At 70.9% G+C, this 12080-nt stretch carries 13 protein-coding genes; 9 read left to right on the top strand and 4 right to left on the bottom strand.

The window, feature by feature from the left end; genetic code table 11:
- Together L0P92_RS35860 and L0P92_RS35855 are read left to right on the top strand one after the other, a co-directional pair.
- A partial coding sequence (locus L0P92_RS35860) for a class F sortase (protein WP_234767242.1) occupies positions 1–457 on the top strand: 457 nt, incomplete at its 5' end.
- 89 nt (positions 458–546) lie between these two features.
- On the top strand, positions 547–963 hold the full coding sequence (locus L0P92_RS35855) for a hypothetical protein (RefSeq protein WP_234767241.1): 417 nt from the start codon (positions 547–549) through the stop codon (positions 961–963).
- A 10-nt stretch (positions 964–973) separates the two neighbouring features.
- Here L0P92_RS35855 and L0P92_RS35850 read toward each other — a convergent pair whose 3' ends face one another.
- A complete protein-coding gene (locus L0P92_RS35850) occupies positions 974–1756 on the bottom strand; it encodes a sulfite exporter TauE/SafE family protein (protein ID WP_234767240.1) in 783 nt (260 codons plus the stop codon).
- Between the two features lie 202 nt (positions 1757–1958).
- Between L0P92_RS35850 and L0P92_RS35845 the strand changes: the two genes are divergently transcribed.
- The 6 genes from L0P92_RS35845 to L0P92_RS35820 all read left to right on the top strand — a co-directional run bounded on the left by L0P92_RS35845 (position 1959) and on the right by L0P92_RS35820 (position 8323).
- A complete protein-coding gene (locus L0P92_RS35845; RefSeq protein WP_234767239.1) occupies positions 1959–3170 on the top strand; it encodes an NAD(P)/FAD-dependent oxidoreductase in 1212 nt (403 codons plus the stop codon).
- The gene (nirB, locus tag L0P92_RS35840) at positions 3170–5776 is read left to right on the top strand and encodes a nitrite reductase large subunit NirB (RefSeq protein WP_234767238.1); all 2607 of its coding nucleotides are present in this window, start codon (positions 3170–3172) and stop codon (positions 5774–5776) included. The genes L0P92_RS35845 and nirB overlap by 1 nt, the downstream gene beginning before the upstream one ends.
- A complete protein-coding gene (gene nirD, locus L0P92_RS35835) occupies positions 5773–6123 on the top strand; it encodes a nitrite reductase small subunit NirD (protein ID WP_062724961.1) in 351 nt (116 codons plus the stop codon). The genes nirB and nirD overlap by 4 nt, the downstream gene beginning before the upstream one ends.
- 98 nt (positions 6124–6221) lie before the next feature.
- A complete protein-coding gene (locus L0P92_RS35830; protein ID WP_234767237.1) occupies positions 6222–6806 on the top strand; it encodes a TetR/AcrR family transcriptional regulator in 585 nt (194 codons plus the stop codon).
- A gap of 127 nt (positions 6807–6933) precedes the next feature.
- Positions 6934–7701: an SDR family NAD(P)-dependent oxidoreductase gene (locus L0P92_RS35825; protein ID WP_234767236.1), complete on the top strand. Its 768-nt coding sequence runs from the start codon at positions 6934–6936 to the stop codon at positions 7699–7701.
- A gap of 199 nt (positions 7702–7900) precedes the next feature.
- Positions 7901–8323, top strand: coding sequence for a hypothetical protein (locus tag L0P92_RS35820; RefSeq protein WP_234767235.1), 423 nt, complete (start codon positions 7901–7903; stop codon positions 8321–8323).
- A gap of 101 nt (positions 8324–8424) precedes the next feature.
- On the opposite strand, the gene cpt is transcribed toward L0P92_RS35820, so the two are convergent.
- Genes cpt through L0P92_RS35805 form a run of 3 tightly spaced genes read right to left on the bottom strand, consistent with a single transcriptional unit; the run spans position 8425 to position 11328 of the window.
- Positions 8425–8958 (bottom strand): chloramphenicol phosphotransferase CPT, encoded by a 534-nt coding sequence (gene cpt, locus L0P92_RS35815; RefSeq protein ID WP_234767234.1) that lies wholly within the window; start codon positions 8956–8958, stop codon positions 8425–8427.
- A gap of 52 nt (positions 8959–9010) precedes the next feature.
- Entirely contained in the window at positions 9011–10726 is a 1716-nt protein-coding gene (locus L0P92_RS35810) for a SulP family inorganic anion transporter (RefSeq protein ID WP_234767233.1), read from the bottom strand.
- Positions 10723–11328, bottom strand: coding sequence for a carbonic anhydrase (locus L0P92_RS35805; protein ID WP_234767232.1), 606 nt, complete (start codon positions 11326–11328; stop codon positions 10723–10725). The genes L0P92_RS35810 and L0P92_RS35805 overlap by 4 nt, the downstream gene beginning before the upstream one ends.
- Positions 11329–11520: 192 nt before the next feature.
- Between L0P92_RS35805 and L0P92_RS35800 the strand changes: the two genes are divergently transcribed.
- Positions 11521–12080, top strand: a 560-nt coding sequence (locus tag L0P92_RS35800; protein ID WP_234767231.1) for a response regulator transcription factor, incomplete at its 3' end; no start/stop codon positions are given.

Here is a 12080-nt window from a genome sequence, read left to right as displayed (position 1 = left end):
CGCCCCCTCCCCTCCCGACCGCATCCGCATCCCCTCGCTGCGCGTCGACGCCCCCCTCATGGGCCTGGGCCTGACGAGGTCGGGCAGCCTCGACGTCCCGCCCGCCGGGCGCAAGAACCTCGCCGGCTGGTACGAGGCCGGCACCACGCCCGGTGAGACCGGCACCGCGATCGTCGCCGGCCACGTCGACAACGCCGACGGGCCCGCCGTGTTCTACCTGCTGGGCGCCCTCGAGCGGGGCAGCACGATCGAGGTGGACCGACGGGACGGCGGCACGGCCCTCTTCTCGGTCGACGCCGTCGAGGTGTACGACGCCAAGGCCTTCCCCGACGAGAAGGTGTACGGCGCGGCCCCGCGCCCCGAGCTGCGGGTGATCACCTGCGGCGGCGGCTACTCACGGACGACCGGCTACCAGGGCAACGTGGTCGTCTTCGCGCACCTCACCGGCAGCCGCTGACCCCTGCGCGCCCGCGAGCCGCTTCACCGGGTGCGGCGCCCGCGACGGCGTCTGTAGCCTGTCGTCGCCGTACATCGGGGGAGCTGACCGTGGTGAACATCCTGTCCGTGGCCGTCGGGGCCGCCATCGGCCTCATAGGGGTGGTGTTCGGCTCGTGGTTCACCGCGCGCCGCCAGGACCGCATGTGGCTGCGCGAGCAGAAGCTCAGGGCCGGGATCGGCTTCAACACGGCCGTGGTGCAGCTGCTGGACCATCTGAAGGAGACACAGCTGAGTGGCGACGGCCCCGGTGCCAACGAGTTGGCGAACCGGATGCAGGAGGCACGCTCGGCGCTCTACCTGCTCTGCGAGCGCGACACCGTCGATCTCGCCGACGCTCTCGCGCGTCGGGTCTGGAGCACGCGGCCCACCGCCGGCAGTGACGACCGCCGGGCCGAGTTCCGGGAGACGTTGGACCTCCTGCGGCGTTTCACCCATCGGCTCCGGCAGGAGATCGCCGGCTCGTAGCTCCCGTGCCCTAGGCCAGCCACTGCTCGTAGGCCAGCTTCGCCACCAGCGCGAACACCACGCTCAGCAGCACCACCCGGACGAACCCGCTGCCCTTCTTCAGCGCCGTACGCGCCCCCAGCATGCCGCCCGCCAGGTTGAACACGGCCATCACCGCGGCCAGCTGCCACAGGACGGTGCCCTGCCAGGCGAAGGTGGCGAGCGCGCCGGCGTTGGTGCAGCAGTTGACGATCTTGGCGGTGGCGGAGGCGGTGACGAGGTCGAGGTGGAGGACCGCGGTGAGGGCGAGGACCAGGAAGGTGCCGGTGCCGGGGCCGATCAGTCCGTCGTAGAAGCCGATGCCGAGGCCCGCCAGGCCGATCGCGGCGAGGATCCGCCGCGGGGAGGCGGGGCCGGTCGCCGGGGCGGTGCCGAAGGCGGGGCGCAGGATCACGAAGGCGGCGACGGCGAGCAGCACCACCATGATCACGGGCTTCAGCACCTCGGTGCTCATGCCGGCCGCGAAGAAGGCGCCCCCGGAGGAGCCCGCGAGCGCCGCGAGGCCGATGCGCACGGCGAGCGGCACGTCCACGGGTGCCTTGCGGGCGTATGTCACGGCGGCGCCCGACGTGCCTACGATCGCGACCGCCTTGTTGGTGCCGAGCGCATAGGCGGCCGGGGTGTGCGCGGGCAGGCCGAGCAACAGGGCCGGCAGCAGCAGGAGGCCGCCGCCGCCGACCACGGCGTCGATCCAGCCGGCCACGAGGGCCGCGAGGCACAGGACGACGACCATGGTCAGCGATATGTCGGGCATGATCGCGACCCTAGGCAGACGATGCGTGTGCCGTCCATGTACATGAGGAGCATCTGAGGTTCGGCCGCCGCCGACCTCACAGCCGCCCGCTCCGTGCCCGCCGAACCCTCACACCCACCCCTCGCGCCCGCTGAGGGCAGCGTTCCTCACGGGAAACAGATGCGATGCGGTCGGGAAACACCGGCACCGCACGCTCGATGCCATGACCTCGAATACGCGTGTGGTGGTGATCGGCGCCGGCCTCGCGGGCGTACGGCTCGCCCGGCGGCTCGGCGAGCTCGGCACGCCCGTGACGCTCGTCGGCGACGAGGAGCACCGCCCGTACAACCGGGTGCTGCTCGCCGAGGTGCTGGCCGGACGGTACAGCCCCGATGTGATCGCCCTCCCGGCGCCCGCGGAGCTGACCCGCGGCCGGGTCACCGGCATCGACCGCGAGATGCGAGCCGTACATCTCGCGGACGGGTCGGAGATCGCATACGACACCCTGGTGCTGGCCACCGGCTCGAACCCGGTGCTGCCGCCGCTGCGCGGACTGTTCACGCCGGACCACGAACTGCCGGAGGGCGTCCACGCCTTCCGCACGATGGACGACTGCCTGGGCCTGTCCAAGGCGGTCCGGCCGGGTGTGAAGGCGGTGGTGATCGGCGGCGGGCTCCTCGGGGTCTCCGCAGCCCGGGCGCTCGCGATGCGCGGCGCTCAGGTCGTGCTCGCCCAGCAGTCCGAGCGACTGATGGAGCGTCAGCTCGACCCGGCCGCCTCGAAGCTGGTCCGGCGTCATCTCGGCGACCTCGGCGTCGAGGTCCACACCGACCTGCGGGTGCGTGACGTGCGCTGCGTCGGTGGCGCGGTCCGCTCGGTGGAGATGGCCGACGGATACGCCCTCGACGCCGACATCGTGGTCCTGGCCTGCGGGGTCCGCCCGCGTGCCGGTCTCGCGCAGGCCGCCGGACTGGACGTGCGCAAGGGGATCGTCGTCGACGACGAGCTCCGTACGTCCGACCCGCACATCCGGGCGATCGGCGACTGCGCGCAGCACGACGGCACGGTGTACGGACTGGCCGCGCCCGCGCTCGAACAGGCCGACGCGCTGGCCGAGTCGCTCGCCGGTGACGGCGCCGCCCGCTACACCGGCACCCGCGCGCTGACCCGGCTGACGCTGGCCGGTGAGGGCTCCTTCGACCTCGCCGCGTTCGGCGAGACGGAGCCGCGTCCCGGGGACGACGTCGTCCAGCTCGCGGACGCCACCCGCGGCACCTACCGCAAGGTCGTCGTCCGCGACGACCGCCTGGTCGGCGGGGTTCTCGTCGGCGAACTCGGCACCGTCGGCGCGCTCGCCCGCGCCTGGGAGGGAGCAGAGCCGCTCCCCGACGACGGCCCGCTGCTCCACCTGCTCACCAACGATGGAGGCTCCTGATGACCGCCACCCCGGAGGCCACGGAGGCCACCCCTACGATCGTGCTCGTCGGCCACGGCATGGTCGGCCAGCGCTTCCTCGAAGCGCTCGCCGCACGCGGCATGACCGCCACGCACCGCGTGGTCGTGCTGTGCGAGGAGCCGCGTCCCGCGTACGACCGCGTCGCCCTCACCTCGTACTTCTCGGGCAAGACGCCCGAGGACCTCTCCATGACCGACATGGAGTTCATCGACACGCACGGCATCGAGCTGTACGTCGGTGACCCGGCCGTCTCCGTCGACCGCGAGGCGAAGAAGGTCACCGCCCGCTCCGGCGAGGTCTTCGAGTACGACACCCTCGTCCTGGCCACCGGTTCCTACCCCTTCGTACCGCCGGTCCCGAACAAGGACGCCACCGGCTGTTTCGTCTACCGCACGATCGAGGACCTCCTCGCCATCGAGGAGTACGCGAAGACGAAGGCGACGACCGGTGCCGTGGTCGGCGGCGGTCTGCTGGGCCTGGAGGCCGCGGGCGCGCTGAAGGGGCTGGGCGTCGAGGCGCACATCGTGGAGTTCGCGCCGCGTCTGATGCCGGTGCAGGTCGACGACGGCGGCGGCGCGGCGCTGCTGCGCACCATCGAGGACATGGGCCTGAGCGTCCACACGGGCGTCGGCACGCAGGAGATCGTGGTCGACGCCGAGGGCGCCGTCACCGGGATGAAGCTGTCCGACGGTTCCGAACTCGCCACCGACATGGTGGTGTTCTCCGCCGGTGTCCGCCCCCGCGACCAGCTGGCCCGCGACTGCGGCCTCACTGTCGGCGAGCGCGGCGGCATCACCGTGGACGAGCAGTGCCGTACGGTCGCCGACCCGCACGTCTTCGCGATCGGCGAGTGCGCGCTGGCCTCCGACGGCCGGGTGTACGGCCTGGTCGCCCCGGGTTACGAGCAGGCCGAGACGGCCGCCGCGACGATCGCCGAGGACGAGGCGGAGTTCACCGGCGCCGACCTGTCCACCAAGCTGAAGCTGCTCGGCGTGGACGTGGCGTCCTTCGGTGACGCGCACGGCACCGCCGAGGACTGCCTGGACGTGGTGTACTCCGACTCCCGCGCGGGCCTGTACAAGAAGCTGGTCATCGGCCGCGACGGCACGCTGCTCGGCGGCATCCTGGTCGGCGACGCGGAGGCGTACGGCACGCTGAAGGCGTTCACCGGCTCGGTCCCGCCGGTCTCCCCCGAGTCGCTGGTGCTGCCCGCCGGTGCCGGTGCGCCCGCCCAGCTCGGCCCGTCCGCGCTGCCGGACGAGGCGATCATCTGCTCCTGCAACAACGTCACCAAGGGCACGATCCGCGGCGCGGTCACCGACCACCAGTGCACGACCGTGCCCGAGGTGAAGAAGTGCACCAAGGCCGGTACGACCTGCGGCAGTTGTGTCAAGGTGCTGGGCCAGCTGGTCACCGCCGAGCTGGAGGCGTCCGGCGTCGAGGTCGACAAGGGCCTGTGCGGCTGCTTCGCGCAGACCCGCGAGGAGCTCTACGAGATCGTCCTCGCCCTGCGCATCAACACCTACCAGGACCTGCTGGACCGCTACGGCCGTGACGGTGCCAAGGGCGGCGACGGCTGCGAGATCTGCAAGCCGGCGGTCGCGTCGATCATCGCTTCCCTCGCCCCGACGATCGGCGCGAGCGGCTACGTCCTGGAGGGCGAGCAGGCCTCCCTCCAGGACTCCAACGACCACTTCCTGGCCAACCTCCAGAAGAACGGCTCGTACTCGGTCGTCCCGCGCATCCCCGGCGGTGAGATCACCCCCGAGGGCCTCATCGTGATCGGTGAGATCGCCCGTGACTTCGGTCTCTACACGAAGATCACCGGCGGTCAGCGGATCGACATGTTCGGCGCGCGGGTCGAGCAACTCCCCCTCATCTGGACGCGGTTGGTGGACGCCGGCTTCGAGTCGGGGCACGCCTACGGCAAGTCGCTGCGTACCGTGAAGTCCTGTGTCGGCCAGACCTGGTGCCGCTACGGCGTCCAGGACTCCGTCCGCATGGCGATCGACCTGGAGCTGCGCTACCGGGGGCTCAGGTCCCCCCACAAGCTCAAGTCCGCCGTCTCCGGCTGCGCCCGCGAGTGCGCCGAGGCCCAGTCGAAGGACTTCGGCGTCATCGCCACCTCGGCCGGCTGGAACCTGTACGTCGGCGGCAACGGCGGCGCGACCCCGCGCCACGCGGACCTGCTCGCCCAGGACCTCTCCGACGCCGAACTGGTCAAGCTGATCGACCGGTTCCTGATGTTCTACATCCGCACCGCCGACCGCCTGGAGCGCACCTCGACCTGGCTGGAGCGCATCCCCGGCGGCCTGGACCACGTCCGTGACGTGGTCGTGGAGGACTCCCTCGGCATCTGCGAGGAACTGGAGTCCCTGATGGCGGCCCATGTCGCGCACTACGCCGACGAGTGGGCGACCACCATCAACGACCCCGAGAAGCTCGCCCGGTTCGTGTCCTTCGTGAACGCCCCCGACACCCCCGACCCGGTCGTCGGCTTCGTCCCCGAGCGCGACCAGATCAAGCCCGACCTGCCGCTGCTGACCATCGGCCACCGCCCCCTGGAAGGAAGCGCCCAGCGATGACCCTGGCACCCGAGACGACCGACCTGAAGATCGAACTCCAGCTGGAGAGCGGCTGGTTCACGGTCTGCGAGCTGGCCCGGCTGCTCCCCGGCCGGGGGGTGGCGGCCCTGCTGCCCGACGGCCGTCAGGCCGCCCTGTTCCGCGACCGCTCCGGCAAGCTGTACGCCATCGACAACCGCGACCCGTTCGGCGGCGCGGCGGTCCTCTCCCGCGGCCTGACGGGCACCCACCAGGGCCGGCCGTTCGTCGCCTCGCCGCTGCTGAAGCAGCGCTTCGACCTGGAGACCGGGGTGTGCCTGGACGACGAGTCGGTGCGGGTGGCGACGTACGAGGTGCGGGCCGCGTAAGGGGAATCAAGAGAGATTCAAGAGGCTCAAGAGGTCCCCAGGTGGGCCTCAAGAGGGTTTCTTGACCGATCGTTCTGATTGAACCTAGGCTGCCTGGCATGGCCAGGACCAAGGAGTTCGATCCCGAAGCCGCGTTGCAGGCAGCCCTGGAGCTGTTCTGGCAGCGCGGCTTCGAGGCGACGTCGATGGCCGACCTCGTCGAGCACCTGGGCATCGGCCGGGCGAGCCTCTACGCGACCTTCGGCAGCAAGCACGAGCTGTACCTGAAGGCACTGGAACGCTACGACCGGGCGGGACTCCCGCCGATCGTGCGGGAGCTGTCCCAGCCGGGCCCGGCACTGCCGGCCGTGAGGGCGGTCGTACGCCGTTACGCGACCGAGGCCGCCGACGACCGACTGCGGCTGAACGGCTGCATGGTGACGAACGCGGCGGCGGAGCTCGCCCCGCACGACCCGGCCGCCGTCCGGCGGGTGCAGCGCAACTGGGACCAGCTGGAGACCGTGCTGCACTCGGCGCTGATCCGCGCCCAGGCACAGGGCGAACTGCCCGCCGACCGCGATCCGCTCACCCTCGCGCGCATGCTGCTGGTCCTGCTCCAGGGCCTGCGCGTGGTGGGCAAGGCGTCGACGGACCCGGCACGGGTGCGGGACGCGGCGGAACAGGCGTTGAGGCTGCTCGACTGACCTCCTCAGGGCCGGGCGGCATCGTTCGCCCTTCTTTTTTTGCCGCAATACTGAACCGATCGGTCAAGAATCAAGAATTCCCGGTCACGAATGACCGGACAAGATTCAAGGGGAGACCATGGAGACCATGACCATCTCGCGCTTCACCGGCCGAACCGCTCTCGTCACCGGCGCGGGCTCCGGCATCGGCCGTGCCGTCGCCGTCGCGTTGGGCGCCGAGGGTGCCCAGGTGGTCGTCGCCGGACGCCGGCAGGAGCCGCTGACGGAGACCGTCCGGCTGATCGAGGAGGCGGGCGGCAAGGCGCTAGCGGTCACCGCCGACGTCGCCCGGGCCGCCGAGATCCAAGCGGTGGTGGACGCCGCCGTGGACCGGTTCGGCTCCCTCGACGTGGCCGTCAACAACGCGGGGGTGTTCCGAGGCGGACAGCCGCTGGCCGACCTCCCGGAGGCGGACTGGCACGAGCAGCTCGACACCAACGTCACGGGTGTGTTCCTCGCCCTCCAGGCCGAGGTCCGCCAGATGCGCACCCAGCCGACCGGGGGCGCGATCGTCAACATCGCCTCCACCTTCGGCGTCCACACCCGCCACCCGGGCGCCACCGCGTACGCCGCCACCAAGGCCGCGGTCTCCGTCCTCACCAGGGGCGCCGCCCTGGACCACATCCGCGACGGGGTCCGCATCAACGCGGTCAGCCCCGGCCCCGTGGACACCCCGATGTCCCTGCGCCCCGGCGAACAGGAGCCCGACCGCACCGAACGCGCGCGCACCACCCTCCCCCTCGGCCGCATCTCGACCACCCAGGAGATCGCCACGGCGGTCCTCTACCTGGCCTCGGACGCCGCCGCGTCGGTGGTCGGCACGGACCTGGTGGTGGACAGCGGGGCCACGGCCTGAGCACGCGGGGTCGCTCCCGGCCGAGGTGCGGCCGGGGTGGGCTGTGTTTCGGCGACGCCCGAAACACATGGGCATCCGCTTCCTGGCCTTTTTACCGTGATCGCGGGAGGTGGACGAGTCCCCTGCCACTGCACGGAAGGCTCGTCACCTTGTCATGTCAGGCCCCGACACAGCTTCTTGACGGAGGAGGAGTTCCATCATGCGCAGGATCTTCAAGGCCGCGGCGACTCCACTGGCGGCGCTCGGTGCGGTGTGCGCGCTGGCGATGCCGGCTGCTGCCGCGCCCGGCGACGGGCCGGTCGCGATGGGCAGCAACGAGAGGGTCAACGTCTACGACTACTCCAACGGCTACAAGGACTACGCGGGCTACGTGCAGTTCAAGCACAAGGGCGACTGGTTCCACACCTACCGCCAGAAGAGCCCTGGCAACCGCATCTACGTCCAGTACGACAAGGACGGAGTCGACGACCAGCGGAAGACGATAGAGGGTGGCCTGAACCCGGGCGACCGCACGAAGCGCAACACGAACCTCCCCGAGGGGACGGTCTACAACATCAGGGGCTGCGTGCAGGTGGATTGGGCGTCCGACTACTGCTCGGGGTGGCAGAAGTTCACTGCCTGACTCCGAGTACGGGCGAGGGGCGGCGGGCCGGGGGCCCGCCGCCCCTCGACGTCGATGTCGGTCTCCGTCGTCGGCACAGTAGGCGCCCGCGCCGACGCCGCTCAGCCGACTCGGGCGGCGATGACCCGCGCACACTCCAACGACTCGGTGTGCGTGGTGTCCACCTCCACGTCGTAGGCCACCCCCTCGTGCACCATGTCCGCCTGCAACGCGGCCATCCCCGGGGCCCGGTCCCCGCGCGCGGTCTCACGGCCCGCGGCGACGGCGCTCTCGCACCGGACGCCCACCCACAGGACGTCCAGGTCGCCGAGATGCCGCCGCCAGCGCTGTTGGGTCGCCGCCGCGCCGAGGAACACGTCGTCGACGACGACCCTGGCGCCGGCGCGGACCATCGTCACGACACCGTCCGCCCAGGCCGCCTGGAGCTGCATGAAGTCCGCGCCGACGCTCACCGCCCCGTCCGCGCCGATGGCGATCCCCGCGTCCGACGCCCGCATCCTCGCGGGCAGCGCCTCCACGAACGAGTCACACCCGAACGTCAGCCAGGGATCCGGCAGCAGGGCCTGGAGGCACCGTACGATTCCCGACTTCCCCGAGCTGGAACCGCCGTTGAGGATGATCATCCGAGTGGTCATCGCGTCACAGTAGGGCGCTGCCCGCACGGGGCGAAGCGAATTTCGGCGCCGCTCAGCCGACGAGTGGTGGCCGCTGCGCGTAGCCGGTGGCCTCGGTCGGCACCGGTCCTGTGTCGAGGTAGAACCACTCGGCGTCCGGGCCGGGAGCGGGCGGTGGGGGCGTCGGTGCCGGTGCCGGCTCGGGGGTCGTACGGGTCTGCTTCGCCGGACCCGGCATCAGCAGCTCCACTCGCAGGCCCAGCCCGCGTTGCTGGGCCGTGAACTCCTCCACCTGGTTGCGGCAGGCGTGGTCCAGATGGGTGACGCCGGTCAGGTCCAGGCGGATGCGCGGTTTGCCCGAGGCCGCCGCCGACTCCAGGGCCTCGATGACCTGGGGCAGTCGTAGGAACGTCGCGTTGCCGGCCATGACGACCTTCGCGGTGTCGTCCTCGACGTGCTGCCGGATCACCGTCTGCGACATGCGCAGGGCGGCCAGCACGATCCCGGCCGCGAGGCCGATGAGGACGCCCTCCAGCAGTGCCGTGGCCACGATGACCACTGTCGTCACCGTCATCACCACGAACTCGCCGCGGTCCTGCCGCCACATCTTCGGGAACTCCTCCGGCGCGAACAGCTTCCAGCCGCTGTGCACCAGGACGCCCGCGAGCACCGAGATCGGGATCAGGGCCAGGACCTGCGGCAGCAGCAGCGCGAAGGCGAGCAGCCACAGGCCGTGCAGGGTGCGGGAGATCCGGGTCTTCGCGCCGGCCTGGACGTTCGCCGAGCTGCGGGCCACGACCGCCGTGATGGGGAGGGCGCCGAGGATGCCCGCGACGGTGTTCCCGGCGCCCTGGGCGATGAGTTCGGTGTTGTAGCGGGTGCGCGGTCCGCTGTGCATACGGTCCACCGCGGCCGCCGTGAACAGGCTCTCCGCCGACGCGATCACCGTGAACGTCAAGATGGAGGTGAGGATCGCCGCGTCCGCGAGGCCCGCGAACTGCTCGGCCCCCGGCAGCCGCACCGACGCCAGCAGATTGCCGACCTGGAGCGTCTTCACGTCCACGCCGGGCAGCGCGGCGACCGCGATGCCGATGCCGACCGCGACCAGCGCGGCCGGGATCTTCTTCGCCGGGCCCGGCATCTTCTTCCATACGAAGCTCAGCACGATCGTGGCGACGCCGAGCAGTGTGGCGATCATCGCCTGGGGGTCGGTCAGGATGTCGGCGAACAGGCCGGGTACGCCTGCCATGTTCTCGATCGGGGTGCCGGGCGCCTTCGCGTCGGCCATCGGGTAGACCTGGCTGAACATCAGCGGCAGCCCGATGCCGGCCAGCATCCCCTGCACCACCGCGAGGGAGATCGCCTGGAACATCCGGCCCAGGCGTACGACGCCGAGGACGATCTGCAGGATGCCCGAGAACAGCACGATCACCCCGAGCGTCGCCACACCGTGCTCCAGCACCGTCTCCGCGACCAGCGCGGCGAGCCCGGCGGCCGGTCCGCTGACCTGGAGCGTGCTGCCCCGGACCGCGCCGACGACCAGACCGCCGATCACCCCGGAGATGATGCCGAGTTCGGCGGGCACACCGGAGGCGACGGCCACGCCGATGCACAGCGGCAGGGCGACGAGGAAGACGACGAGGGAGGCGGTGATCTCGCCCGCGAGGTCGAGCTTGGCGCCGGACTTCGCCGCGGGCGCCCCCGCGGACATCGCGGTCGCCGTCACCGTTTTCGGCGCCGCCGGCTTCGTACGCCCCGAACCCCGCCCGCGCGCATGCGCCCCGCTCATCCGGTATGCACCCGGAACAGCCCGTCACCCTCCAGCTCGTGCACCTGCCCGGTGTCGACCTCGTAGTACCAGCCGTGCAGCCGCAGCCGCCCGCCGTCCAGCCGCTGCCGCACCACCGGGTAGGTGCGCAGTACGGCCAGCTGGTTGACGACATTGCCCTGGGCCACGTCGGGCAGCGACGGGTCGTCGGAGGCGTTGTCGAGGACCGGCGCCAGTTCGGGACGGGCCAGCCGCAGCCAGGCGTCCACGCCCGGGAGCGCGGACAGGTCGTCGCCCGCCTTCAGCGCGCCCATCGCACCGCAGTGTGAGTGACCGCACACGACGATGTCCTGAACCCCGAGCACCTCCAGTGCGTACTCGATGGTGGCGGCCTCCCCGGACACGCCGGGGCTGCCGTACGGCGGCACGATATTGCCCGCGTTGCGCAGCTCGAATATCTCTCCGGGTCGTGCGCCGGTAATCAGCGCGGGAATCACCCGCGAGTCCGAGCAGGTAATGAAGAGGGCCTCGGGATATTGCCCCTCGGCCAGTTTCCGGTATTCACCGCTCTCGAAATCGACCCGACGCTTGAACGAGCGGGCACGGTCCAGCAGTGCCTTCAATGATGCCTCCTCGATGGGGAGTTCAGCCAGTTGACAGCACCGTAGGGGAGGCCACGCCAGCGGAAGGTTAAGTAAGGGCCAGAGCGCGTCCAGTAATTGGACATTCTTTGTCGCAATGCCCTGCAAGCGCTTGTTTCTTGTAGCGTGTCGACGTCAGGGCAGAGAATGCAAATTCACGGAGAGACAGGACGCATGGGCATACGAGTGCTGCTCATCGAGGACGACGCGACAATCGCCGAACCGCTCGCCGAGGGCCTCGGGCACTTCGGACTGACGGTGGATCATGTGACCACCGGCGCCGAGGGACTGAGAAGGCCGTACGGCGATGTCGTCCTGCTCGACCTCGGGTTGCCGGACATGGACGGCATCGACGTGTGCCGCGGCATCCGGCAGGTCTCGGACGTGCCGGTCATCATCCTGAGTGCGCGGGGTGAGGAGGCCGACCGGGTGCTGGGGCTGGAACTGGGCGCCGACGACTATCTGGCGAAGCCGTTCAGCGTACGGGAGTTGGTGGCGCGGGTACGGGCGGTGACCCGGCGGACCCAGCGCACGGAGGCGGTGGTGGCAGAGCCGGTGGGCACGGCGTCGCCGCCGTCGTTCGAGACGGTGACGCCGCAGCCGCTGTCGTACGAGGCGACACCGGCACCGGCGTACGACGCCCCGCACTCCTCACCACCCTCACCATCCCCGGTGTCCTCAGCGTCCTCGGCGTCCCCTGAGCTCGACGACACCGCGCCCCACCCCCCGTACAC

Origin of the sequence: Streptomyces muensis (assembly GCF_021474425.1) — a bacterium.
GTDB lineage: Bacteria > Actinomycetota > Actinomycetes > Streptomycetales > Streptomycetaceae > Streptomyces > Streptomyces muensis.
Note: the sequence above shows the minus strand (reverse complement) of the source record. Positions and strands in the feature narration are given on the sequence as shown.